25 protein-coding genes are annotated in these 24,573 nt (G+C 69.8%); 12 read left to right on the top strand and 13 right to left on the bottom strand.

Annotated features, from left to right (window positions below):
* Positions 1-17: 17 nt before the first annotated feature.
* Positions 18-701 carry a helix-turn-helix transcriptional regulator gene (locus ABZ898_RS12805; RefSeq protein WP_361656587.1) on the bottom strand — a complete coding sequence of 228 codons (684 nt, stop codon included), beginning with the start codon at positions 699-701 and terminating at the stop codon, positions 18-20.
* Positions 702-1,422: 721 nt separating this feature from the next.
* Here ABZ898_RS12805 and ABZ898_RS12810 point away from each other — a divergent pair.
* Positions 1,423-3,702 (top strand): transglycosylase domain-containing protein, encoded by a 2,280-nt coding sequence (locus tag ABZ898_RS12810; protein WP_361657053.1) that lies wholly within the window; start codon positions 1,423-1,425, stop codon positions 3,700-3,702.
* 129 nt (positions 3,703-3,831) lie between these two features.
* Positions 3,832-5,337 carry a glycosyltransferase 87 family protein gene (locus ABZ898_RS12815; protein WP_361656590.1) on the top strand — a complete coding sequence of 502 codons (1,506 nt, stop codon included), beginning with the start codon at positions 3,832-3,834 and terminating at the stop codon, positions 5,335-5,337.
* Between the two features lie 97 nt (positions 5,338-5,434).
* Here the strand turns inward: ABZ898_RS12815 and ABZ898_RS12820 are convergent, their stop codons facing one another.
* From ABZ898_RS12820 to ABZ898_RS12830, 3 genes are all read right to left on the bottom strand, one after another.
* Positions 5,435-6,466: an alanine racemase gene (locus tag ABZ898_RS12820; RefSeq protein ID WP_361656593.1), complete on the bottom strand. Its 1,032-nt coding sequence runs from the start codon at positions 6,464-6,466 to the stop codon at positions 5,435-5,437.
* 132 nt (positions 6,467-6,598) lie between these two features.
* Positions 6,599-7,720, bottom strand: a complete 1,122-nt coding sequence (locus ABZ898_RS12825; protein ID WP_361656595.1) for a peptidoglycan bridge formation glycyltransferase FemA/FemB family protein — start codon at positions 7,718-7,720, stop codon at positions 6,599-6,601.
* A gap of 182 nt (positions 7,721-7,902) precedes the next feature.
* A complete protein-coding gene (locus ABZ898_RS12830) occupies positions 7,903-8,220 on the bottom strand; it encodes a hypothetical protein (RefSeq protein WP_361656598.1) in 318 nt (105 codons plus the stop codon).
* A gap of 275 nt (positions 8,221-8,495) precedes the next feature.
* On the opposite strand from ABZ898_RS12830, the gene rpsF reads away from it, so the two are divergent.
* The 4 genes from rpsF (at position 8,496) to rplI (ending at position 10,196) form a co-directional block, all read left to right on the top strand.
* Positions 8,496-8,786, top strand: coding sequence for a 30S ribosomal protein S6 (gene rpsF, locus ABZ898_RS12835; RefSeq protein WP_003975025.1), 291 nt, complete (start codon positions 8,496-8,498; stop codon positions 8,784-8,786).
* 78 nt (positions 8,787-8,864) lie between these two features.
* A complete protein-coding gene (locus ABZ898_RS12840; RefSeq protein ID WP_361656601.1) occupies positions 8,865-9,455 on the top strand; it encodes a single-stranded DNA-binding protein in 591 nt (196 codons plus the stop codon).
* A 40-nt stretch (positions 9,456-9,495) separates the two neighbouring features.
* Positions 9,496-9,732, top strand: a complete 237-nt coding sequence (gene rpsR, locus ABZ898_RS12845) for a 30S ribosomal protein S18 (RefSeq protein WP_003949403.1) — start codon at positions 9,496-9,498, stop codon at positions 9,730-9,732.
* 17 nt (positions 9,733-9,749) lie between these two features.
* Positions 9,750-10,196, top strand: coding sequence for a 50S ribosomal protein L9 (gene rplI / locus ABZ898_RS12850; RefSeq protein WP_361656604.1), 447 nt, complete (start codon positions 9,750-9,752; stop codon positions 10,194-10,196).
* Between the two features lie 125 nt (positions 10,197-10,321).
* Here rplI and ABZ898_RS12855 read toward each other — a convergent pair whose 3' ends face one another.
* On the bottom strand, positions 10,322-11,659 hold the full coding sequence (locus ABZ898_RS12855; RefSeq protein ID WP_361656607.1) for an MATE family efflux transporter: 1,338 nt from the start codon (positions 11,657-11,659) through the stop codon (positions 10,322-10,324).
* A 460-nt stretch (positions 11,660-12,119) separates the two neighbouring features.
* Here ABZ898_RS12855 and dnaB point away from each other — a divergent pair, with 460 nt between their 5' ends.
* Positions 12,120-13,598, top strand: coding sequence for a replicative DNA helicase (gene dnaB / locus ABZ898_RS12860; protein ID WP_361656610.1), 1,479 nt, complete (start codon positions 12,120-12,122; stop codon positions 13,596-13,598).
* A gap of 58 nt (positions 13,599-13,656) precedes the next feature.
* Positions 13,657-15,048 carry a serine hydrolase domain-containing protein gene (locus ABZ898_RS12865; RefSeq protein WP_361656613.1) on the top strand — a complete coding sequence of 464 codons (1,392 nt, stop codon included), beginning with the start codon at positions 13,657-13,659 and terminating at the stop codon, positions 15,046-15,048.
* 85 nt (positions 15,049-15,133) lie between these two features.
* Here ABZ898_RS12865 and ABZ898_RS12870 read toward each other — a convergent pair whose 3' ends face one another.
* A complete protein-coding gene (locus ABZ898_RS12870) occupies positions 15,134-15,586 on the bottom strand; it encodes a GNAT family N-acetyltransferase (RefSeq protein ID WP_361656616.1) in 453 nt (150 codons plus the stop codon).
* A 10-nt stretch (positions 15,587-15,596) separates the two neighbouring features.
* Positions 15,597-16,055, bottom strand: coding sequence for a MarR family transcriptional regulator (locus ABZ898_RS12875; protein ID WP_361656619.1), 459 nt, complete (start codon positions 16,053-16,055; stop codon positions 15,597-15,599).
* A gap of 144 nt (positions 16,056-16,199) precedes the next feature.
* Here ABZ898_RS12875 and ABZ898_RS12880 point away from each other — a divergent pair, with 144 nt between their 5' ends.
* Positions 16,200-17,408, top strand: coding sequence for an MFS transporter (locus tag ABZ898_RS12880; RefSeq protein ID WP_361656621.1), 1,209 nt, complete (start codon positions 16,200-16,202; stop codon positions 17,406-17,408).
* A 94-nt stretch (positions 17,409-17,502) separates the two neighbouring features.
* Positions 17,503-17,922 carry a heme-binding protein gene (locus tag ABZ898_RS12885; RefSeq protein ID WP_361656623.1) on the top strand — a complete coding sequence of 140 codons (420 nt, stop codon included), beginning with the start codon at positions 17,503-17,505 and terminating at the stop codon, positions 17,920-17,922.
* A 60-nt stretch (positions 17,923-17,982) separates the two neighbouring features.
* Here the strand turns inward: ABZ898_RS12885 and ABZ898_RS12890 are convergent, their stop codons facing one another.
* The gene (locus ABZ898_RS12890) at positions 17,983-18,849 is read right to left on the bottom strand and encodes a GNAT family N-acetyltransferase (RefSeq protein ID WP_361656626.1); all 867 of its coding nucleotides are present in this window, start codon (positions 18,847-18,849) and stop codon (positions 17,983-17,985) included.
* 374 nt (positions 18,850-19,223) lie between these two features.
* On the opposite strand from ABZ898_RS12890, the gene ABZ898_RS12895 reads away from it, so the two are divergent.
* A complete protein-coding gene (locus ABZ898_RS12895; RefSeq protein ID WP_361656628.1) occupies positions 19,224-20,408 on the top strand; it encodes a globin domain-containing protein in 1,185 nt (394 codons plus the stop codon).
* 15 nt (positions 20,409-20,423) lie between these two features.
* Here ABZ898_RS12895 and ABZ898_RS12900 read toward each other — a convergent pair whose 3' ends face one another.
* The 5 genes from ABZ898_RS12900 to ABZ898_RS12920 all read right to left on the bottom strand — a co-directional run bounded on the left by ABZ898_RS12900 (position 20,424) and on the right by ABZ898_RS12920 (position 24,123).
* Complete coding sequence (locus ABZ898_RS12900; protein WP_361656631.1) at positions 20,424-20,906, bottom strand: NUDIX hydrolase; 483 nt, start codon at positions 20,904-20,906, stop codon at positions 20,424-20,426.
* A gap of 90 nt (positions 20,907-20,996) precedes the next feature.
* Positions 20,997-21,902 (bottom strand): LysR family transcriptional regulator, encoded by a 906-nt coding sequence (locus ABZ898_RS12905; protein WP_361656634.1) that lies wholly within the window; start codon positions 21,900-21,902, stop codon positions 20,997-20,999.
* A 191-nt stretch (positions 21,903-22,093) separates the two neighbouring features.
* The gene (locus ABZ898_RS12910; protein ID WP_361656637.1) at positions 22,094-23,251 is read right to left on the bottom strand and encodes a cystathionine gamma-lyase; all 1,158 of its coding nucleotides are present in this window, start codon (positions 23,249-23,251) and stop codon (positions 22,094-22,096) included.
* Positions 23,248-23,739, bottom strand: a complete 492-nt coding sequence (locus ABZ898_RS12915; protein ID WP_361656639.1) for a low molecular weight protein-tyrosine-phosphatase — start codon at positions 23,737-23,739, stop codon at positions 23,248-23,250. Before ABZ898_RS12915 ends, ABZ898_RS12910 begins: the two co-directional genes overlap by 4 nt.
* Positions 23,740-23,745: 6 nt before the next feature.
* Positions 23,746-24,123, bottom strand: coding sequence for a phage holin family protein (locus ABZ898_RS12920; protein ID WP_361656642.1), 378 nt, complete (start codon positions 24,121-24,123; stop codon positions 23,746-23,748).
* A 60-nt stretch (positions 24,124-24,183) separates the two neighbouring features.
* Here ABZ898_RS12920 and ABZ898_RS12925 point away from each other — a divergent pair, with 60 nt between their 5' ends.
* The gene (locus ABZ898_RS12925) at positions 24,184-24,501 is read left to right on the top strand and encodes a cupin domain-containing protein (protein ID WP_361656645.1); all 318 of its coding nucleotides are present in this window, start codon (positions 24,184-24,186) and stop codon (positions 24,499-24,501) included.
* Positions 24,502-24,573: the final 72 nt, after the last annotated feature.

Below are 24,573 nucleotides of genomic sequence, written 5' to 3' on the forward strand. Positions count from 1 at the left end.
GAGGCCCTGGTGGACCGTCACGTGGCGGTGTCGTCGGGCGTATCCGTCCCCGGAAGATCCCTGGGACGGGGCAGGCCGCCCGTCGATCCAGATGTGGTGTCCTGCTGAGCGGACTCGCCGGACGCGGGACCCTTCAGGTCCCGCCCCGCCCGCTCGCTCTCGATCAGCTCGTTCAGCCAGCGCACTTCGCGCTCCACGGACTCCATTCCGTGGCGCTGGAGCTCGAGCGTGTAGTCGTCGAGGCGCTCCCGCGTGCGTGCCAGGGAGGCGCGCATCTTCTCCAGACGCTCCTCCAGGCGGCTGCGCCGGCCTTCCAGCACCCGCATACGCACGTCGCGCGAGGTCTGCCCGAAGAAGGCGAACCGGGCGGCGAAGTGCTCGTCCTCGTATGCGTCGGGGCCGGTCTGCGACAGGAGTTCCTCGAAGTGTTCCTTACCTTCGGCCGTCAGCCGGTAGACGATCTTCGCGCGGCGTCCGGTGAGGGGGGCGGCCAGAGCGTCTTCATGGGTGTTCCCCGGTTCCTCGATCAACCAGCCGTTCGCGACCAGCGTCTTGAGGCAGGGGTAGAGCGTCCCGTAGCTGAACGCCCGGAACACACCCAGGGACGTGTTGAGTCGTTTGCGCAGCTCGTAGCCGTGCATCGGCGACTCGCGCAGCAGCCCGAGCACGGCGAACTCGAGGATGCCGGAACGACGGCTCATGATCGCCTCCTCTTGGCACGCGACGCGCTTATCTCGCTCTGATGTATCGACTCGATACATCACGACGATAGAACGGCCTTCGGTGTGCGACAAGAGGGGAAACGGTGAACGGGATCACATCACCGATTCGTACGAGGCAAGTTGCCTGATTTGGGGTGAACTTCGGGGCTCGGAGGGTTTTGGCGGTGCGTAGTCTGTGCGGCATGCACATCACCGGGAACCAAGGGGCGCTTGGGGAGCGTCGTGATCCTCGGTGCAGTACGGGTGAATACAGCAACGACCACATCCGTACTTCGGGGGGACCGGAAACCAGCCGCTGTTTCCAGGCGCGCACGGATGCGCCTGCCCGAGGAGTAATCGTTCGATGAGCGAGCACCGTCGCAAACCGCCGCAGCCGCAGGGAGGCGGACGTGCCGCGGCCCGACGCGGCCAGCCCGGCCCGTCCTCCGGCCGTTCCGGCGCGCCGCGAGGCGCCAACGGGGCCTCTGACCACTCCTATGGGGCGCGTTCCCAGGGACCTGACGCGTACGGGTCTGGGGGTGAAGAGCGTGAGTACGGCAGCCGGGCCGAGGCGCGCAGGGCCGCCCAGAGAGGCGGCAGCCGCCGCCGGGGCGCGGAGAACGCGCCCGCGGGCCGCGGCCGGGGCCGCGAACAGGGGCCACCCGGCAAGCCCCGGTTCATCGACTACCCCCGCGAGGGCAAGTACGGCTGGCGCCGCTGGATGCCCTCCTGGCGACTGGTCACGGGCCTGGGGATCGGCTTCGCGGGCAGCGTGGTCGTCATGGCGGGTGTGGGGTACGCGCTGGTCAACATCCCTGACGAGAACGCGGCGGCCGAGTCGCAGAACAACGTCTACTACTGGGCCGACGGAACCCAGATGGTGGCCACGGGCACCGGTGTGAACCGGCAGAACCTCAAGATCGACAAGATCCCCAAGGCCATGCAGTACGCGGTGATCTCCGCGGAGAACAAGAGCTTCTACGAGGACTCGGGCGTGGACCCCATGGGCATCGCCCGGGCCCTGGCCAACATGGCGCGTGGCGGACAGACCCAGGGTGGTTCCACGATCACCCAGCAGTTCGTCAAGAACACCTACCTGAGCCAGGACCAGACGCTCACCCGTAAGTTCACGGAGATGTTCATCTCCCTGAAGGTGGGCACGAAGCTCGACAAGAACGAGATCATGCGGGGTTACCTCAACACCTCGTACTACGGTCGCGGTGCCTACGGCATCCAGGCGGCCGCGCAGACGTACTACGGCAAGAACGCCGAGGATCTGACTCCCAGCGAATGCGCGGTTCTCGCGGCTCTGCTGAAGGGGGCCACGTACTACGACCCCGCGGGCAACGAGGATCTCGACAAGAGCGCAACGCGGGAAGCCAACCTGGCGCGCTCGCAGGGTCGTTGGCGCTGGATTCTCGGTGAGATGCACAAGGACGAGCGCCTCAGCGACGCCGATTACCAGAAGGCGATCAGCCACTACCCCGAGCCGCAGGGCCGCAAGGCGACCAAGGGCATGACCGGCCAGATCAGCTACATGGTCGACACCGCGAAGAAGTACGTCCTGAACCACTCCAACATCACGGAGGCGAAGTTCGACAAGGGCGGCTACCAGATCCGGACGACCTTCCAGAAGAACAGGGTCGAGGCCCTGACCGCGGCCGTGAAGAAGATCCAGAAGTCTCGGCTGAAGCCCGACACCGTGGAGAAGGACAAGTACGTCCAGTTCGGCGCCGCCTCGGTGGTGCCCAACGACGGTGCCATCGTCGCCCTGTACGGCGGTGACGGCTACGAGAACGGTCACTTCACCAACAACGCCGACACCTCCGGCGTCCCGGTGGGTTCGACGTGGAAGCCCTACGTGCTGGCCGCGGCCATGCAGGACGGCACGTACAACTCCGACGGTGAGGGCATCTCCCCGCTGAGCAAGTACAACGGCAACGACCATCTCAAGGTCCGCCGGCCCGACGGGTCGTACTACCTCAACAAGGACAACTCGTTCTTCTTCCAGGCGAACGAGAGCGACCACCCCTGGGGCTTCATCAGCCTGCGCAAGGCGATGGAGCAGTCGGTCAACACCCCCTTCGTGCAGCTCGGTATCGACGTCGGCATGTCGAAGGTCCGGGACATGGCCAAGTCCACCGGCATCCTCGAGGGCAGCATGGCGAAGGACCTCAACCCCTCCTTCGCCATCGGTACCTCCACCCCGAGCGCGATCCGTATGGCGGACTCCTACGCGACGTTCGCCGCGGCCGGCAAGCAGACGGACCCGTACTCGGTCACCTCGGTCAAGTTCGACGGTGCGGAACTGCCCGGCTTCAAGAAGCCGGAGTCCAAGCAGGCGATGGACGCGAACATCGCCAACAACGTGACCGACGTCCTGCAGAACGTGATCCAGAACGGCACCGGTCAGAACGCCAAGCTGCTGGGCCGCACCGCCGCGGGCAAGACCGGTACCACCGACGAGAACAAGTCGGCCTGGTTCGTCGGCTACACTCAGCAGCTCTCCACCTCGGTCGCGATGTTCCGTGAGAACCCCAAGGACCACAGGCTGCTCTCCATGAACGGCACGGCAGGCAAGGACTCCATCCACGGTGGTGACATCCCGACCTCGGTCTGGACGGAGTACATGCTGGCCGCGCTGAAGGGCAAGAACGACCCCGGCTTCCCGGACGCCGTGAAGATCCCCAAGATCCAGAACGAGGTCGGCGCTCCCACGCCGAAGCCGAAGCCGAGCCCGACGCCGAGCGAGAAGCCGACCGAGTCGACGAGCCCGTCGCCGACCCTGCCGTCGTCTTCGCCGTCGCCGAGCGAGAGCGAGACCTGCCGGTTCTTCTGCAACGACAACGGCGGCACCGGCCCCGGCGGCGCGGACGGCGGAGCCAGTTCCACGCCGACCGAGTCGACGACACCCGGAACCGGCAATGTCAGGGGCAACAGCAACGCCGGAGCCAACGGCGGCAACGACGGTGGAGGCTTCTTCGGAGGCCCCAACGGATAGCCGGACCGCCCGCCCCATTGGCGGTCATTTCGCCCGGCACGGGTGTTTCACGTGAAACAAGGGCCGTCGCACCGACCAGGTGCGGCGGCCCTCCGCGTTCCACCTGGCGAGTACGGCAGGATGTGCCCCATGCCCAGTGCAGAGACGACGCCCGCGCGCGTGCGTGAACCGGAGACGGTACGGCCGACGCGGGAGGACGAGATCGCGGCGGCCGGCAGCGAGCTGATCGGCGGCCCCCTCGGGCGACGTGCCCTGACCGGGACGTCCTGGTGGACGCCGGTCCGGGTGGTCGTGCTCGTGGCGATCGGCATGTTCGCCCTCGGGCTCGTCCAGAAGGCGCCCTGCTACGACGGTGCCTGGTTCTTCGGGGCCAGCTCGCAGTACACGCACGCCTGCTACTCGGACATCCCCCACCTCTATCAGGGGCGCGGCTTCGCCGACGGGCTCGTGCCGTACTTCGACAAGCTGCCCGGCGACATGGACTACCTCGAGTACCCGGTGCTGACCGGGGTGTTCATGGAGGTCGCCTCCTGGCTCACGCCGGGCAGCGGCGGCATCCAGCGGCAGGAGCAGTGGTACTGGTTCGTCAACGCCGGGATGCTGATGGTCTGCGCGGCCGTCATCGCCGTCTGCGTCAGCCGGACCCACCGCCGCCGCCCCTGGGACGGCCTGCTGCTCGCTCTGGCGCCGGCCTTCGCGCTGACCGCCACCATCAACTGGGACCTCCTGGCGGTGGCCCTGACGGCCGCCGCGATGCTGATGTGGTCCCGCGGCCGCCCCGTCGCCTTCGGGGTGCTCCTGGGGCTGGCCACGGCCGCCAAGCTCTATCCCCTGGTCCTGCTCGGCCCCCTGCTGGTGCTGTGCTGGCGCGCGGGCAAGTGGCGGGAGTTCTTCCAGGCCGTCGGGGGCGCGCTCGGGGCGTGGCTCGTGGTGAACGTGCCGGTGATGCTGTTCGCCTTCCAGGGCTGGTCGAAGTTCTACACGTTCAGCCATGACCGAGGCGTCGACTTCGGCTCCTTCTGGCTGATCTGGTCCCAGAACTCCAGCAACCCGCCGAGCATCGACTTCGTGAACACCACCGCCAGCGCCCTGGTGGTGCTGTCCTTCCTCGGCATCGCGGCGCTGACCTTCACCGCACCGCGCCGACCGCGCTTCGCCCAGCTGGCCTTCCTGATGGTGGCGGCCTTCATCCTGACCAACAAGGTCTACTCCCCCCAGTACGTGCTGTGGCTGGTGCCGCTCGTGGTCCTGGCCCGGCCCAAGTGGCGGGACTTCCTCGTCTGGCAGGCATGCGAGGTGGCGTACTTCCTCGGCATCTGGCTGTACCTCGCGTACACGACCAGCGGGGACGCCCACAAGGGCCTGCCCACCGAGGGCTACCACTGGGCGATCGCCCTGCACCTGCTGGGCACCCTGTACCTGTGTGCCGTCGTCGTGCGCGACATCCTGCGGCCGGAACGTGACGTGGTGCGCCTCGCCGGGGACGACGACCCCTCGGGCGGTGTGCTCGACGGCGCGGCCGACCGTTTCGTCCTGCGGGGTCTGCGGCATCCGGATCACGGGTTGCCCGAGGAGACGCCCCGGACGGACTGGGGCGGCCCGGAACCGGCGCCCCACGAGGGCCGTTCGCTCTGAGCGAAGCGGCTCCGCCCCGGAGGCCGCGAGCATGAGAAAGGCCGTGCACGAGATCTCGTGCACGGCCTTCTCGTCTGTCCGGTGCGGACCCGGTGCCCTAGCGGTCCAGGATCCGGTCGAACGTTGTGGTGGTGTGCCGCAGATGGGCCACCAGTTCGTCCCCGACCTTCGGCTCGGGAGCGTCGGAGGGGACGAACAGGATCGACACCTGCATGTGCGGCGGCTCCGCGAACCAGCGCTGCTTGCCGCCCCAGACGAACGGCGCGAGGTTCCGGTTCACCGTGGCGAGGCCGGCCCGCGCCACGCCCTTGGCGCGCGGCATGACGCCATGCAGGGCCTTCGGCGCCTCCAGGCCCACCCCGTGCGACGTACCGCCCGCCACGACGACCAGGAAGCCGTCGGAGGCCGCCTTCTGCTGCCGGTAGCCGAAGCGGTCGCCCTTGGTCACCTTGGTGACGTCCAGGACGGCTCCCCGGTACTCGGTGGCGTCGTGGTCGCCCAGCCACAGCCGGGTGCCGATCCGGGCGCGGAAGCGGGTCTGCGGGAACTGCTGCTGGAGCCGGATCAGCTCGTCCGCCTTGAGGTGGCTGACGAACATCGTGTGCAGCGGCAGCCGGGCCGCGCGCAGCCGGTCCATCCACGCGATGACCTCCTCGACGGCGTCCGAGCCGTCGGTGCGGTCCAGCGGGAGATGGATGGCGAAGCCCTCCAGGCGGACGTTCTCGATGGCCTGGTGAAGCTGCGGCAGGTCCTGCTCGCTGATGCCGTGCCGCTTCATCGAGGACATCACCTCGATGACGACACGGGCACCCACCAGGCCGTACACGCCGTCGACCGACGACACCGAGCGGACCACCCGGTCCGGCAGCGGCACCGGCTCCTCGCCGCGCCGGTACGGCGTCAGCACCAGCAGGTCACCGCTGAACCAGTCCTTGATGCGCGCGGCCTCGTAGGTGGTGCCGACGGCGAGCATGTCGGAGCCCAGCCGGGTGGCCTCCTCCGCGAGCCGTTCGTGGCCGAAGCCGTAGCCGTTGCCCTTGCAGACCGGGACGAGCCCCGGAAACTGCTCCTGCACGTGCTTGTGGTGCGCACGCCAGCGCGCGGTGTCGACGTAGAGCGTGAGCGCCATGGCCGGACCCGGAACCTTTCTCGTGGCTGCGGTGGTCCCCGCCGTGATCAGCGGGGACTCTGGGGGACGGGTAACAGTGAACCCCTGCGAGGGCTATGGAACCAGAAGGCGGAGGAAGCGGACGACCGCCGCTCAGCGCCGCGACATGTAGATGTCGAGCGCCTTGTGGAGCAGCTTGTTGAGCGGGAAGTCCCATTCGCCGAGGTACTCGGCCGCCTGTCCGCCCGTGCCGACCTTGAACTGGATGAGGCCGAACAGGTGATCCGTCTCGTCCAGCGAGTCGGAGATGCCGCGCAGGTCGTAGACGGTGGCGCCGAGCGCGTAGGCGTCGCGCAGCATCCGCCACTGCATGGCGTTGGAGGGCCGGACCTCACGGCCGATGTTGTCGGAGGCGCCGTAGGAGTACCAGACGTGGCCGCCGACGATCAGCATGGTGGCCGCGGACAGGTTCACGCCGTTGTGGCGGGCGAAGTACAGCCGCATCCGGTTGGGGTCCTCGGTGTTGAGGGCCGTCCACATGCGCTGGAAGTACGACAGGGGGCGCGGGCGGAAGTGGTCGCGCACCGCGGTGATCTCGTACAGCCGCTGCCACTCCTCCAGGTCCTGGTAACCGCCCTGGACGACCTCGACGCCGGCCTTCTCGGCCTTCTTGATGTTGCGGCGCCACAGCTGGTTGAACTGCTTGTGCACCTCTTCCAGCGAGCGGTTGGCCAGCGGCACCTGGAAGATGTAGCGCGGCTGCACGTCGCCGAAGCCGGCGCCGCCGTCCTCGCCCTGCTGCCAGCCCATGCGGCGCAGCTTGTCCGCCACCTCGAAGGCGCGCGGCTCGATGAAGTCGGCCTCCATGTCGCGCAGGCGCTTCACGTCCGGGCTCTGGATGCCCTTCTTGATGGTCTCCGCGTTCCAGCGGCGGATGATCACCGGCGGGCCCATCTTGACCGAGAACGCGCCCTGGTGCTTGAGGTGGGCCAGCATCGGCTGGAGCCACTCCTCCAGGTTCGGGGAGAACCAGTTGAGGACCGGGCCCTCGGGCAGGTAGGCGAGGTAGCGCTTGATCTTGGGCAGCTGGCGGTAGAGGACCAGCCCGGCACCGACCATGTCGCCGGTGCGCTCGTCGAACCAGCCGAGGCTCTCCGAACGCCACTCCGCCTTCACGTCGGCCCATGCCGGGACCTGCATGTGGCTAGCCGACGGCAGGCTCTGGATGTACGCCAGATGCTGCTCGCGGCTGATGGTCCTCAGGGTCAGACTCATGTCGGGGCGCTCCTCGGGCTGGTGTGTCCCCATGGGATCAGGGGCTCCGGCTCTCGCGCCGAAGCCTACTGCGCCCTGCGAGCGCCTCGAATGGGGCGTACGGCACCGGCGTTCCGGCCCCGGGAAGGGCCGGAACGCTCGTCGGTGCCCGGGAGGCCGTCAGGGACGGCGGGGCGGGTGGGTCAGCTGCCGATGAGTCCGCCGAAGAGACCTCCGTTGGCCATGCCGATCAGGAAGCCGATCCCGGAGGCGCCCATGCCCACGACCAGGCCGAAGCGCTCCCGGGTGGTGATCGAGATCCACTGCCCGTAGGCGCCGGCGATCATGCCGATCAGACCGGCCCACGAGGCGACGAGGTGGAGCCCGCCGAAGAAGCACGTGACGAAGGACAGCAGGCCCAGGACGAGAGCCGCCACCGTCAGGCCGTCCTGGAGCGGATGAGGCTTGCCGTCACTGGCGAAGAGGGAGCCGGCGGTGGTCGGTCGCACTGCCTGTGTCATGAGGCACCTCCTGCGGATCGCGGCGCACTGTAGCGCCCTACACACCCGATGTGTACAGATTGCGGGCTTCCAGGGCCGGATTTCAACCGCAAGCGGGTGACCGGGTAGTCTGTAACGTCTGCACCGGTGTCTGCCCTGGCCCGAGCGGGCCCACTGTGGACGGTTCCTCCGCGGACCTCCGACTGTCAGTGGTGGCCGATACCGTTGCGTACGCATCACGACCCTCCTGCCACGGAACGACCGTGGCCGCTGAGTCCAAAGGAGGTGGGTTCCACATGCGTCACTACGAGGTGATGGTCATCCTCGACCCCGATCTCGAGGAGCGTTCTGTCTCCCCGCTGATCGAGAACTTCCTCTCTGTCGTCCGCGATGGCGGCGGCAAGGTGGAAAAGGTCGACACCTGGGGCCGTCGTCGTCTCTCGTACGAGATCAAGAAGAAGCCTGAGGGCATCTACTCGGTCATCGACCTGCAGGCCGAGCCTGCGGTCGTCAAGGAGCTCGACCGCCAGATGAACCTGAACGAGTCGGTCCTCCGGACCAAGGTCCTCCGCCCCGAGATGCACTGAGCTCTCCCGCTCAGCTGATCTCGGGATTCGAGTAGCAGCAACCAAGCAGCCAGAGCAATCCCGCCGAGAGGTTCCCCCATGGCAGGCGAGACCGTCATCACGGTCATCGGCAATCTTGTCGACGACCCCGAGCTGCGCTTCACCCCTTCCGGTGCGGCGGTCGCAAAGTTCCGCGTCGCGTCCACTCCCCGCACCTTCGACCGTCAGACCAATGAGTGGAAGGACGGCGAGAGCCTGTTCCTGACCTGCTCGGTCTGGCGTCAGGCGGCGGAGAACGTCGCGGAGTCGCTCCAGCGAGGCATGCGCGTCATCGTGCAGGGCCGGCTGAAGCAGCGGTCGTACGAGGACCGCGAGGGCGTCAAGCGCACGGTCTACGAGCTGGACGTCGAGGAAGTCGGCCCCAGCCTGCGCAACGCGACGGCGAAGGTCACCAAGACCTCCGGCGGCGCACGCGGCGGCCAGGGCGGTTACGGCGGCGGTGGCAACCAGGGCGGCCAGGGTGGTGGCGGCTGGGGCGGTGGCTCCGGCGGCGGCAACCAGGGCGGCTCCCAGGCCGACGACCCGTGGGCTTCCGGCGCTCCCGCCGGTGGCAACCAGGGTGGCGGCGGCTGGGGCGGCGGCTCCGGCAGCGGTGGCGGTGGCGGCTACTCGGACGAGCCCCCCTTCTAAGGGCTCGATTCCCACTTCTTGATCACACAGGAGAAACACCATGGCGAAGCCGCCTGTGCGCAAGCCTAAGAAGAAGGTCTGCGCTTTCTGCAAGGACAAGGTCACGTACGTGGACTACAAGGACACGAACATGCTGCGGAAGTTCATTTCCGACCGCGGCAAGATCCGTGCCCGCCGCGTGACCGGCAACTGCACGCAGCACCAGCGTGACGTCGCCACGGCCGTCAAGAACAGCCGTGAGATGGCGCTGCTGCCCTACACGTCCACCGCGCGCTAAGGAAGGGTGACTTACACATGAAGATCATCCTCACCCACGAGGTCTCCGGCCTCGGTGCCGCCGGCGACGTCGTCGACGTCAAGGACGGGTACGCCCGCAACTACCTGATCCCGCGGAAGTTCGCTATCCGCTGGACCAAGGGTGGCGAGCAGGACGTGGCGCAGATCCGCCGCGCCCGCAAGATCCACGAGATCCAGACCATCGAGCAGGCCAACCAGATCAAGGGCCAGCTCGAGGGTGTCAAGGTCCGTCTGGCCGTTCGCTCCGGCGACGCCGGTCGTCTCTTCGGTTCCGTCACCCCGGCTGACATCGCTTCCGCGATCAAGGCTTCCGGTGGCCCCGAGGTCGACAAGCGCCGCATCGAGCTGACCGCTCCGATCAAGACCCTCGGCGCCCACGAGACGTCGGTGCGTCTGCACCCCGAGGTTGCCGCCACGGTGACCCTCGAGGTCGTCGCGGCCTGATCGCCGTGACCGCCCGGCTCGTGTGAGCTGGTGAGGGGCCGCATCCTTCCGAGGATGCGGCCCCTTTCTCATGCGCTGGGTGTCCAGCGAGGGCTGCGGAGGGCCGCACGTTTCACGTGAAACGGTCAGCGGGTCGCGCCCGTCACGATCCAGCGGCCCGAGCGGGTACGCAGCCAGAGGGTCACCATGCGGACCGTCATCATCAGCGCCATGGCCGCCCAGATCGCGGTGAGGCCACCGCCCAGCGTGGGTACGAGCAGCGCGACCGGGGCGAAGACCGCCAGGGTGACCACCATGGCCCAGGCGAGATAGGGCCCGTCACCGGCTCCCATCAGCACGCCGTCGAGCACGAAGACGATGCCGCAGACGGGCTGGGAGAGCGCGACCACCAGCAGCGCCGGCAGCGCCACGTCCGTGACCCCGGGGTCACTGGTGAACAGCGGCAGGAACAGCGGCCGCGCGGCCACCACGAGGAGCCCGAGGACGACACCGGTGGCGATGCCCCACTGGACCATGCGACGGCAGGCCGCGCGGGCGCCGGGTGCGTCTTCGGCGCCGAGGTAGCGGCCGATGATCGCCTGTCCGGCGATGGCGATCGCGTCCAGGGCGAACGCCAGCAGGCTCCACAGGGACAGCACGATCTGGTGGGCGGCGATATCCGCGTCGCCGAGCCGGGCCGCCATCGCGGTGGCGATCATGAGGATCGCCCGCAGGGACAGGGTGCGGACGAGCAGCGGTACGCCGGCCTGCGCGGAGGCCCGGATACCTGCCAGGTCCGGACGCAGGGACGCCTCGTGCCGGCGAGCGCCCCGGACGACCACCCAGAGATAGACGGCGGCCATGCCGCACTGGGCGATCACGGTGCCCCAGGCGGAGCCCGCGATGCCGAGTCCGGCGCCGTAGACGAGTACGGCGTTCAGAGCGGCGTTGGCGATGAAGCCGCCCACGGCGACGTACAGCGGGGTCCTGGTGTTCTGCAGTCCGCGCAGCACACCGGTGGCGGCGAGCACGGCCAGCATGGCCGGGATGCCGAGGGCGGAGATCCGCAGGTAGGTGATGGCGTACGGAGCCGCAGTGGTGGAGGCGCCGAAGAGATCGACGATGCCGGGTGCGAGCGGTACGACCACGGCGATGACGAGGGCGCCGATCAGCAGGGCGAGCCAGATTCCGTCCATGCCCTGGCGGATCGCGGCCCGCAGGTCGCCCGCCCCCACCCTGCGGGCGACCGCGGCCGTGGTCGCGTAGGCGAGGAAGACGAAGATGCTCACGGCGGTGGTGAGGAGCGCCGAGGCCACCCCGAGTCCGGCGAGCTGCGCGGTGCCCAGATGGCCGACGATCGCGCTGTCGGCCATCACGAAGAGAGGCTCGGCGACGAGCGCGCCGAAGGCCGGGAGGGCGAGCGCCACGATCTCCCGGTCGTGGCGCCGCCTGGTGGCCTTGGGGATCGCGGGAGCCTGGGTCATGCGCACCAATCTAATCGTCCACAGGTAAGAGATGCAACTATCATGTGACCCTTACTTCCGTTTCCCGGGCGCGTGGTTTCGCATGGCGTTCGAGGTGATCTTGGTCCGACTGGGAAAGTTTTTCTTCTGCACAGCCGGTGGACGGTAAAAGTGCAGGTCAGTTGGGTCCGGGGGGACGAGGCGAGGTCTTGTTCACAGGGCTGTCCACCGGGTCGTGCACAGGTTTCGGGGAGTTCTCCACAGCATCTGGCACGTCGTCCACATGGCCTGTGGATAACCAGATTGGCTGACGGTGCCGAGGGGCCTACCGTGGTCCGGCGCCCGCCTCCCTCCCCCGACCGGGGAACCGTACATATCCGACGCGCCGGAACCGGAGTCGGGCCCCTGGTTCTGTCAGTGCCGTGCCGTAGAAAAGAGGCCACGGCGAGGTCCGCCCCGGCGGACGGGAGGAGGTGGCTCGGTGAGCATTTCCGAGCCCTTGGACGATCCGTGGGCCGACAGCGGTCCCAGCGATCGTCTCCCCGCCTCCCGGCGCCGCGGTGACGCGGGCCGCGGCCGCGACGAACAGCACGAGCGGGGCCGCGAGAACGGCGAATGGGATGGCCAGGGCTCCACCTTCGAGCGGGTGCCCCCGCAGGACCTCGACGCCGAGCAGTCCGTGCTGGGCGGCATGCTGCTGTCCAAGGACGCCATCGCCGACGTGGTCGAGATCCTCAAGGGACACGACTTCTACAAGCCGGCCCACGAGACGATCTACACGGCGATCCTCGACATCTACGCCAAGGGCGAGCCGGCCGACCCCATCACCATCGCGGCCGAACTCACCAAGCGCGGCGAGATCAACAAGGTGGGCGGCGCCGCCTATCTGCACACCCTCGTCCAGACGGTGCCCACGGCGGCCAACGCCGAGTACTACGCGGAGATCGTCCACGAGCGGGCCGTCCTGCGCCGCCTGGTGGAGGCCGGCACCCGCATCACGCAGATGGGATACGCGGCCGACGGTGATGTGGACGAGATCGTCAACAGCGCCCAGGCCGAGATCTACGCGGTCACCGAGCAGCGCACCAGCGAGGACTACCTCCCGCTCGGCGACATCATGGAGGGCGCCCTCGACGAGATCGAGGCGATCGGCTCCCGCAGCGGCGAGATGACCGGTGTGCCCACCGGGTTCACCGACTTCGACTCCCTGACCAACGGCCTGCACCCCGGCCAGATGATCGTCATCGCGGCGCGTCCCGCCATGGGTAAGTCGACGCTCGCGCTCGACTTCGCGCGAGCCGCCTCGATCAAGCACAACCTGCCGAGCGTGGTCTTCTCGCTCGAGATGGGCCGCAACGAGATCGCGATGCGTCTGCTGTCCGCCGAAGCCCGTGTCGCCCTGCACCACATGCGCTCCGGCACGATGACCGACGAGGACTGGACGCGTCTGGCCCGCCGGATGCCGGACGTGTCGGCCGCGCCGCTCTACATCGACGACTCCCCGAACCTGTCGATGATGGAGATCCGCGCGAAATGCCGCCGGCTGAAGCAGCGCAACGACCTGAAGCTGGTCGTCATCGACTACCTCCAGCTCATGCAGTCCGGTGGCTCCAAGCGGGCCGAGAGCCGTCAGCAGGAGGTCTCGGACATGTCCCGTAACCTCAAGCTGCTCGCCAAGGAGCTGGAGATCCCGGTCATCGCGCTCTCCCAGCTGAACCGTGGCCCCGAGCAGCGCACCGACAAGAAGCCCATGGTGTCCGACCTGCGTGAGTCCGGCTCCATCGAGCAGGACGCGGACATGGTCATCCTGCTGCACCGCGAGGACGCCTACGAGAAGGAGTCCCCGCGCGCGGGCGAGGCCGACCTGATCGTCGCCAAGCACCGAAACGGTCCCACGGCCACGATCACGGTGGCCTTCCAGGGCCACTACTCCCGTTTCGTGGACATGGCCCAGACCTGACCGACGCCCTCGGCGGAATGCGCTCGACGTGATCCCTTCCAGCCGGTGGACTGGGGGCATGACGACATCGGAAGAAGAGCTGCTCCCCGCGACCCGCAGGGCGTTGACCCATCGCATCGCCGTCGCGCAGGCCGAAGGGCGGGCGCCCTCGCTCGTGGCCGCGGTCGTGCGCGGGGGACGGGCGGTCTGGCACGGCGCGCGGACCTCGGTGGACGGGCACGGGCCGGACGAGGACGTGCAGTACCGGATCGGCTCCATCACCAAGACGTTCACCGCCGTCCTGGTGCTGCGGCTTCGGGACGAGGGGGTGCTCGACCTCGGTGACCCGCTGGAGAAGCACCTGCCGGGCACCGGCGCCGGGGAGGCGACCGTCGCCGAACTCCTCGCGCACACCGCCGGGCTGGCCGCCGAGTCGCCCGCGCCGTGGTGGGAGCGCACGCCGGGCTCGCTGCGCCCCGAACTGAGCGACGTACTCGGCGAGAAACCCCTGCTGCACCCGGTGGGGCGGCGCCACCACTACTCCAACCCCGGCTACACCCTGCTCGGCGCGCTGGTGGAGGAACTCCGGGGCGCGCCCTGGGAGAAGGTGCTGCGCGAGGAGGTGCTCGAGCCGCTCGGTCTGCGGCGCACCACCGTCCGGCCCGAGGCGCCGCACGCGGGCGGCTGGGCGGTGCATCCCTGGGCCGACGCGCTGCTCCCCGAGCCGCTGGAGGATCTCGGCCGGATGGCCCCGGCCGGGCAACTGTGGTCCACCACTGGCGACCTGGCCCGGTTCGCCGCGTTCCTGGCCGCCGGGGACGACCGGGTGCTGAGCGCCGATTCGGTACGGGAGATGCGCACGCCCGCCGCGCCCGCCGAGTCCGCCGATGTGGTCGACGGGGCCACGTACGGTCTCGGTCTGCAGCTCCAGAGCCGGGACGGCCGGCTCCTGGCCGGGCACTCCGGTTCGCTGCCGGGCTTCCTGGCGAATCTCACGTTCAGCGTGGCGGACGACGTGGCGGCGGTGGTCCTGGCCAACTGCACCAGCGGCCCGCTGCTCGGGGCGGTGGGCGCCGACCTCGTCCGCATCGTCGCCGAGGCCGAACCCCGCATCCCCGAGCCCTGGCGCCCGCTGCGTGAAGTCGATCCGGCGGTGCTGGAGTTGGCGGGGCCCTGGTACTGGGGCACGCACCCCTTCGCCCTGCGGGTGGGGGCGGACGGACTGCTCACGCTGGGGCCGCTGACCGGAGGCGGCCGCCGTGCCCGGTTCCGGCCCGACGGCGACGGCACCTGGACCGGCCTGGAGGGGTACTACGCCGGTGAGTCGCTGGAGGCCGTACGGCGCCAGGACGGAACGGTGAGCCATCTCGACCTCGGGTCGTTCGCGTTCACGCGTCAGCCGTACGACGCGGACGCGCCCGTGCCCGGTGGAGTGGACGCGGAGGGCTGGCGGGGGATCGCCCAGCCCTAGGGGGTGTCTTCCCTGGTGGTCCACCGATGCCACGAAGGGTCCTGTTTCACGTGAAACAGGACCCTTCGATGCATCTCGTGTCTCGTCAGAGGCTGAGCTTGAAGCCCTCGTGCGAGGCGGTGAAGCCCAGCCGCTCGTAGAAGCGGTGGGCGTCGGTGCGTGTCTTGTCCGAGGTCAGTTGCACCAGGTGGCAGCCGAGATCGCGGGAGGTCCCGACGGCCCACTCGATCAGTTCGCCGCCCGAGCCGCTCCCGCGTTCGTCCCGGTGGACCCGCACGGCCTCGATGACGGAGCGTGTCGCTCCCTTGCGGGAGAGCCCGGGGATGATCGTGAGCTGGAGTGTCCCGATCACCCGGCCGTCGCGGACCGCCACGACCAGATGCTGGTTCGGGTCGTTCTCCAGGCGGTCGAAGGCCGCCAGGTACGGTGCCAGGTCGTCGGGCGACTCCCGCAGGGCGCCCAGCGGATCGTCGGCGAGCATGGCGACGATCGCCGGGATGTCGTCCGGGGTCGCGTTCCGTATGGCGAGATCGGTCATGGACCGCAGCCTATGCGGGGACGTGCAGCGACTCCACGGCCTTGACCAGCGGGGCGAGTTCAGGCGTCAGGGCCGCCGTGTCCAGCGCCTCACGCAGCGCGGTGTCGTTGGTCGGGCGCGCCTCCTCCAGGAGTCGCAGGCCGGTCTCGGTGACGTTGGTGTAGATGCCCCGGCGGTCGGTGGGGCACAGATAGCGCTCCAGCAGGCCGCGGTCCTCCAGGCGGGTCACCAGCCGGGTGGTGGCGCTCTGGCTGAGCACCACGGCATCGGCGACCTGCTTCATCTGGAGATGGCCGCCCTCTCCGTCGTGCTGCCTGCTGAGCACGTCGAGCAGGGAGTACTCGCGCACGCTCAGCTCGTGCTGCGCCTGGAGGGCGCGCTCGATGTGCGCCTCGAGCCTTCCGTGCAGCAGTGACAGGGCGCACCAGCCCTGCGAGAGGGCGGTGAGCGCGGGGTCCGTCGCTGTCATTGGGGTGTTCCTCCGTCCCGGAGCGGCTGCCTTCCAGAGTAGAGCACGGCCGCAATATCCTGCGATTGCATTTAACCCGCGCCTGCAACTATTGTGAAGGCACGCAAAGCGCTCCTGCAATCGTTTGGGAAGGTCTACCCCCTCATGCCTCTCGCGCTTCTGGCCCTGGCGATCGGGGCCTTCGGAATCGGCACCACCGAGTTCGTGATCATGGGCTTGCTGCCCCAGGTCGCGGGGGACTTCGGGGTCTCCATCCCCACCGCGGGCCTGCTCGTCACCGGCTACGCCCTCGGTGTGGTGATCGGCGCCCCGCTGATGACCGTGCTCGGCACCAAGATCTCGCGCAAGCGGATGCTGATGGTGCTGATGGGCCTGTTCATCGCCGGCAACCTGCTCTCCGCCGTCGCGCCCGTCTTCGCGGTCATGCTCATCGGACGAGTGATCGCCTCCCTCGCCCACGGCGCCTTCTTCGGCATCGGCTCGGTCGTGGCGGCCGAACTGGTGGCCCCGCACAAGAAGGCCGGCGCCATCGCCATGATGTTCACCGGTCTGACCGTCGCCAACGTCGTCGGCGTTCCGCTCGGCACGCTCATCGGCCAGCAGATCGGCTGGCGGGTGACCTTCGCCATCGTCGCCGTACTCGGCGTGATCGGGCTCCTGGGCATCGCGAAGCTCGTGCCCGAGGTGCCCAAGCCCGAAGGGGTGCACCTGCGCCACGAGCTGGCCGCGTTCAAGAACGCCCAGGTCCTGCTCGCCATGGCGATGACCGTGCTCGGCTTCGGCGGAGTCTTCGCCGCCATCACCTACATCGCGCCGATGATGACCCATGTCGCCGGCTTCGCCGACGGCTCGGTCACCTGGCTGCTGGTCCTGTTCGGCCTCGGCATGGTCGGCGGCAACCTGATCGGCGGCAAGTTCGCCGACCGCGCCCTGATGCCCATGCTGTACGTCTCGCTGGGCGCCCTGGCCGTCGTCCTGGCGCTGTTCACCATCACCGCGCACAACAAGATCGCGGCCGCCGTCACCATCGCCCTGATCGGTGCCCTCGGCTTCGCCACCGTGCCGCCCCTGCAGAAGCGGGTCCTCGACCAGGCGCACGGCGCCCCGACCCTAGCCTCGGCCGTGAACATCGGCGCCTTCAACCTGGGCAACGCCCTGTCGGCCTGGCTCGGCGGCATGGTCATCGCGGCCGGGTTCGGCTACACGGCCCCCAACTGGGTCGGCGCCGTCCTCGCGGCGGCCGCCCTGCTGCTGGCCATCCTGTCGGCCGCCCTGGAGCGCCGCGACGGCAAGACCGGCCCGATGACCGCTCCCGACGCCCTCGCCGGGCGGCCCGAGCCCGCCGGACGCTGACGCCGCACCTTCACAGACCCCCGTCCGCGCCGGTGACGGACCCTCCCGGCCCGGACGGACCCCCATCGGAAACACCTTGAGGAGACACCCCGCCATGAGCACCACCCCCTTCACCCCGCTCACGATCGACGACGCCGAGCTGCTCGTCGCGACCGCCCGCCGCGCGGCCGAGGACGCCGGTGTGACCGTCAGCGTCACCGTCCTGGACGCCGGTGGCCACCTGCTCGCCTTCCGCCGTGACGACCGGGCCGTGCTGATCTCCGGCGAGACCAGCACCCGCAAGGCGTACACCGCGCTGCAGCTCAACGCCCCGACCGCCGACCTGGTCGACGCCGTGCAGCCCGGCGGCCCCTTCCACACGCTGCCCACCGCGCTCGACCGCCCGCTGCTCTTCATCGCCGGCGGTATCCCGGTCCACCGCGACGGCCGGCTGATCGGCGCCATCGGCGTCGGCGGCGGCGCCCCGGAGCAGGACCACGGCTTCGCCTCCGAGGCCGTGCGCACCCTCGTCTGAGCGGCCCCGCACGACACGAAGGCCCCCGCCTCGCAGCGGGGGCCTTCGTCGTACCGGGGGTCAGCCCGCGGCGACCGTCAGCGGTGCGAAGCGGCGCGTCCAGTCCCCCGGAAGGTCGGCCGTGCCGAGCACCATGACGGAGTTCGACATCACCGGCGCGAGTCCGCGTTCCTTCGCCCAGGTCAGCAGTTCCTCGTGCCGCACGTCCACATCGGTGCGAAGTGGGCGGTCGGTGCCGGCGGCCAGCGAGCCGACGAGGGCCTTGGCCGTCTCCGTGTCGCGAGCGACCAGCGGGCCCACGACATGGGTGTTCATGTTGGGCCAGGCCGCGGCGTAGCCGATGAGGCGGCCGTCCTCCTCCGCCACGCGCACCTGGTCGGCGAAGGCGGGCAGCCGGACGAGGACCGGGGTCCGGTCGGCGCCGAACACCTCGGCGTCGAGGCGGAGGATCGACGGGAGGTCGTCCGCGGTCGCGGCCCGCGTCGGCACCGGCTGCTCCGACCCGTCCGGTACGAAGTGCCCCATGAGCATCTCCGCCCGGCCCACCGTCTTGAAGCCGATCTCCTCGTAGAGCGGACGGCCCAGGGGCGTGGCATGCAGGGTCAGCGGGGTGCTGTCCATGGCGGCCACGACGTGCCGCATCAGACGGCGCCCGACACCCTTGCGGGAATGGCGTTCGGCGACCAGGACCATGCCGATGGCGCCCAGCTCCAGCCGATGCCCGGAGCCGTACTCGGTGACGACGCAGGCCGCCACCAAGCCCCCGTCGGGGTCGTCGATGCCGAAGCCGTTGCCCGCGGCCAGCAGCAGTCCCCATTTGTGTTCCTCACGGGCCCACCCCCGGTCCTCGGACAGATCGGCGCAGGCGGTGAGATCGCGCGGAGTCAGACGGCGAACGGGCAGGGCGGCGAGTGAAGAGATCGGCACGCCGGTCAGGCTGTCCGAAGTACCCCTGTCTCGTCCACCGGATTCCAGGACCCCTTACCGGTTCGCGTCACGTTATCCCTGGCGAACCGCCGACGGCCGACGGTGTTTCACGTGAAACACCAGCCCTCGAACATCCGCCCGCCGGGCGTGGGGGATCTGCGCGGCGACAGCGTAATCGGACGAAGCGCACCGAGCGCCGTGTTTCCGGGTAACGGGACGCGGCGCCGGTCCTCGGTGCCACGCTGCCGGACGAGTGCTGCGGTCCTCCGCCCGCCGGGGATCACGCGCTTCCGAGAGGGAGAGCGCAGACCGCCGCAGGAGTGCGAGCGAGGGCACACATGGAAGCTCCGGCCACCCCATCGGGAGACGACGGTATGCCGGACCACGGCTCCCCGCGGCCCGCACCGGGAACCGGGAGGGAGCCCGCCACGCCGCCCCGCGCTCAGCCGTCCTGGGACGCGCTGCTCATCCGCCGCACCATGGCGGAGATCGCCCCCGTGGCCGACAAGGTGACCTCCTACTTCTACGCCCTGCTCTTCGTGCGCCACCCGGAGCTGCGGCCGCTGTTCCCGCCCGCCATGGACACCCAGCGGGACCGGCTGCTGCGGGCGCTGCTCCTGGCGGCGGACCACATCGACAACACGCCCGTGCTCGTCGACCACCTGCGGAACCTCGGCCGGGGACACCGCAAGTACGGCACCCGGCCCGAGCACTACCCCGCCGTGGGCGCCTGCCTGATCGGCGCCCTGAGCACCTACGCCACCCACACCTGGAACCCCCAGGCCGAGGCGGCCTGGGGCCGGGTCTACGCGACCATCTCACAGGTGATGACCGACGCCGCCGAGGCGGACGGGCGCGATGCCCCGGCCTGGTGGCACGCCGAGGTCGTCACCCATGACCTGAGGACGTCCGACATCGCGGTCCTCACCCTGCGCCCCGGCCAGCCGTATCCCTTCCGGGCCGGGCAGTACGCCAGCGTCGAGACACCCTGGTGGCCACGGGTCTGGCGGCACTACTCCTTCGCCTCCGCACCCCGTGCCGACGGCCTGCTCACCTTCCATGTGCGGGCGGTACCGGCCGGCTGGGTCTCCAACTCCCTCGTGCACCGGGCCTGCCCGGGAGACGTGGTGCGCCTCGGACCGCCGGTCGGGTCGATGAGGGTCGACCACGGCACGGACAGCGGCCTGCTCTGTCTGGGCGGCGGCACCGGCATAGCCCCGGTCAAGGCCATGGTGGAGGAGGTCGCCGAGCACGGCACGCGTCGCCCCGTCGAGGTCTTCTACGGAGCCCGCGACGCCCATGACCTGTACGACATCGACACCCTGCTCCGGCTGCGGCAGCGCCATCCCTGGATATCCGTCCGGCCCGTCATCGACCCGGAGGACCGCGACCTCCACGACGCCGTGCGGGCGGGCGGCCCGTGGGGGGACTACGACGCGTATCTCTCCGGCCCGCCCGGCATGATCCGCAGCGGCGTCTCCGCGCTGCGGGCGCTCGGCGTGCCCGGGCCGCGCATACGGCACGACCCGGTGGAGGACCTCGTGGTCACCGGCTCCTGACGGCGCGGGCTTGCCCTAGCCGAGGTCGGGGGCGTGCATGGCGCGGACGCCCTCGATGTTGCCGTCCAGGTAGTGCCGCAGCGACAGCGGGACGAGGTGGACGGACGCGATGCCGACGCGGGTGAATGGGATGCGGACGATCTCGTACTCCCCGGCCGGCTCCTCCACCTCGGGGCCGTGACGCAGCGAGGGGTCCATGGACTCCAGCCGGCAGACGAAGAAGTGCTGCACCTTCACGCCGGTCGCGCCGCCGTCCTCACCGATGTGCTCCACCGTGTCCACGAAGCAGGGAACGACATCGGTGATCTTGGCGCCGAGTTCCTCGTACACCTCGCGGTGCAGGGCGTCCACGACGGTCGGGTCCTCGGGCTCGACACCGCCGCCGGGGGTGACCCAGTACGGGTCGACACCCGGTTTGGTGCGCTTGATCAGGATCAGGTCGTCACCGTCCAGGAGAACGGCGCGTGCGGTGCGCTTGACCACGGGTCGGACGGTCATGGGAGAAATGTGGCCCGGGTGGTTCCACGTGAAACATGACTCGCGGCCCCGACCGGAAGACGGGAGGGACATTCCCGGAGGAAAGCCCGGTCAGCACCACCGCGAGGCCGCCCGCTGGAGCCGCTCGTACGCCCGCGCGACGTGCGGCAGGGCCAGCGAGCCCGTACGAACCACCAGGAAGTAGGTCCGCAAGGGCGGCACCGCCGGGTCGTGCAGCAGGACGAGCTCACCCCGGTCGAGGGCGGACGCGCACAGATACCGGGGCAGCACCGCCAGCCCCGCGCCCGCCCCGGCACAGGCCATCACAGCGCGCAGGTCGGGGACGATGACCGCGCCCGCGCCACCCGGGCGGGTGTCGAAGACGGACGCCCAGTACCGCGAGACAAAGGGCAGCGACTCGTGGACCTCGACCAAGGGCAGGCTCTTCAGCGCGGCCGCCCCCGTCCGCCGCACCGTCCCCGGTCCGATCCGCCCGGCCCAGCGCGGGGCGGCGACCAGCACATGCTCCTCGTCGCAGAGCGGGCTCGCGCTCAGCAGGGCGCCGCGCGGCCGGAGCGTGCTGATGGCCAGTTCGTGATGGCCCGCGGCCAGCCCCTCCAGGACCTCCTCGGCCGTGCCGAAGGAGGTGCGGAGGGCGAGGGACTGGCCGTCGGCACCGGTCAGCTCCGTCAGCGCGGGCAGGGCGCGCTCGGCGGTGAACTCCGGGGGGCCGGCCAGATGCAGTGTGCGCAGTGCGGACTCGTCGTCCAGGTCGCTCTCGGCTATCTCCACCAGAGCGTCGAGATGCGGTGCGGCCTTGTGGGCCAGTTCGTCGCCCATGGTCGTGGGCGTCACCCCACGGGGCTGCCGCAGGAACAGGGGGCGGCCGAGCTGGCGCTCCAGCGTGCGGATCTGGGAGGTGACGGCGGGCTGGGACAGGCCCAGTAACGCGGCGGCGCGTGTGAAGGAGCCTGCCCGGTGCACGGTGACGAAGGTCCGCAGCAGCGCCAGGTCCATGGCGGGGTCCCCTTTCCCTGCCTCCTCCGGCGCCGGGCAGGCCCCAACTATAAATAAGTCGATAGGTCTCTGTCGTTACCGTGATTGGACACTGACCCAGAGTCAACTAGCCTTGTGCGCGCGGTTCTCAGCGCGCGGAACCGGTGACGGTCCGAGCCACGAGGGGGGAGGCTCGGACCGTCCGCACCCTTCTAGCGCCCGGCCTCGGCGGACTCGTCAAGAGCCCGCAGCACGTCCGCCACCAGGTCCTCGGCGTCCTCGGCCCCGACCGACATGCGGATGAAGCCCTCCGGCACCGCGTCCCCTCCCCAGCGGCCGCGCCGCTCGGCCGTGGAGCGCACCCCGCCGAAGCTCGTCGCGTCCTCGACCAGGCGCAGCGCCTGGAGGAACCGCTCGGCCCGCGTGCGCGTGGGCAGCGTGAAGGAGACCACGCAGCCGAAGCGCCGCATCTGCCGCGCCGCGACCTCGTGCGACGGGTCGTCGGGCAGTCCCGGATAGCGCAGGCCGGAGACCTCGGGGCGTCCGCGCAGCGCCTCGGCCACCGTGAGGGCCGTGGCGTTCTGCCGGTCGACGCGGAGCGGGAGCGTGGCGATCGAGCGGTGGGCGAGCCACGCCTCCATCGGGCCGGGGATGGCCCCGACGATCTTCCGCCAGCGGCGCACGGCGTCCATCGCCTCGCCGGAGCGGCCGACGACGTAGCCCAGCAGCACATCGCCGTGTCCGGTCAGCTGCTTGGTGCCGCTGGCCACCGCGAAGTCGGCACCAAGCTCCAGCGGACGCTGGCCGAGCGGCGTGGCGAGGGTGTTGTCGACGGCCACCAGCGCCCCGCGCGCGTGGGCCTCCTTCACCAGCCGCCGGATGTCGCACACGTCCAGCCCGGGGTTGGACGGCGACTCGATCCACAGCAGCCGCGCGCCGTCGAGCGCGTCGAGCTGGGCGTCGCCGCCGGTGGGCGCGGTACGGACCTCGATGCCGAACGCCTCGAGCTGCGCCCGGACCAGGGGGAGGACCTGGTAGCCGTCGGAGGGCAGCACCACCGTGTCGCCGGACCGCAGCTGGGAGAACAGCACCGCGGAGATCGCCGCCATGCCGGAGGCGAACACCAGCGTCTCGGTGCCGTCGTCGCCGGGCGCCTCCAGTTCGCCGATGGCGCGTTCCAGCAACGTCCAGGTGGGGTTGCCGTCGCGGCCGTAGGAGTACGGTCCGCTCACGTCACCCGGCAGGTGGAAGTGCGCGGCGAAGACCGGCCCCGGCAGGGTCGGCTCGTGTTTCACCGGCTCGGGAAGACCGGCCCGGACGGCGCGCGTGCCGTCGCCGGGGAAGTCCGGGTGCTCGGCTGTGTCGTTCATTCGGGCCGTCCCTCCAGATGTTCGCGTACGGAGTCGAGCAGTCCGGCGCTCGCCGCCTCCACCATCTCAAGACACTCCTCGAAGCCGTCGCGGGCCCCGTAGTAGGGGTCCGGCACATCGAGGTCGGCGCCGGCCGCGGGGTCGTAGGAACGCAGCAGGCGCACCTTGCGCGCGTCCTCCTCGGTGGGGGCGAGGCGGCGCAGGGCCTTGAGGTGGCCGGTGTCGAGGGCGATCACGAGGTCGAGGCGGCCGAACCAGGACTGCTGGAACTGGCGCGCGGTGTGTCCGGTGCCGTAGCCGTGCTCGTCGAGGACCGAGGCGGCGCGCGGGTCGGCGCCGTCGCCCTCGTGCCAGCCGCCGGTGCCGGCGCTGTCGGTCTCCACCAGGTGGTCGAGCCCGGCCTCGGCGACACGTGCCCGGAAGACCGACTCGGCCATCGGGGAGCGGCAGATGTTGCCGGTGCACACGAAACAGACGCGGTAAGCCATGGCTGGTCAGTCCTCGTCGGGCAGGACGAGGTTCAGCGCCCAGGAGACGACGGCGATGATCAGACCGCCGAGCACGGCCGTCCAGAACCCCTCGACATGGAAGCTCAGGTCGAGCTTTCCGCACACCCAGGACGTCAGCAGCAGCATCAGCGCGTTGACGATCAGGGTGATCAGGCCGAGGGTCAGGATGAACAGGGGGAAGGTCAGCAGTTTCACGACCGGCTTCACCAGAAGGTTCACCAGTCCGAAGATCAGCGCGACCACGATCAGTGTGCCGACCTTCCCGCCGGTGCTGCTCCCGGTGAGGGTGATCTTGTCGAGGAGCCACACGGCGACCGCGAGGGCGCCCGCGTTGGCGATCGTCTTGACTACGAGATTCTTCATGTGTCTGATCGTTGCAGACCAGAACTTGAGCGGGCGGCGCGGCGAGGACGGACGACGGCGATGAAGGCATTCCGGCTGGACGAACTGGAGGCGCAGCGCGCCGCCAACGAGGGGGCCTACCTCCAGTTCCTGCGGGAGCGGAACATGTCGGTCGGCCTGTACGCCCTCGACGCCGGTTCCCACGACCCGCAGAAGCCCCATGACCAGGACGAGGTGTACTTCGTGGTCAGCGGCCGGGCGTCGGTCACGGTGGGGCTGGAGACGACGGAGGTCGCGCGCGGCAGCGTGGTGTACGTGCCCGCGGGCGCGGCCCACAAGTTCCACCACATCAGCGAGGATCTGCGGGTCCTGGTGGTGTTCTCTCCCCCCGAGGCGTGAGGGTCCCGTCTCAGGGTTCCCTAGGGGACGGTTCAGGGACCGGCAAGGGGTGCGGGGGCCCCACAGATCCCA

The organism is Streptomyces sp. NPDC046860 (assembly GCF_040645115.1).
GTDB lineage: Bacteria > Actinomycetota > Actinomycetes > Streptomycetales > Streptomycetaceae > Streptomyces.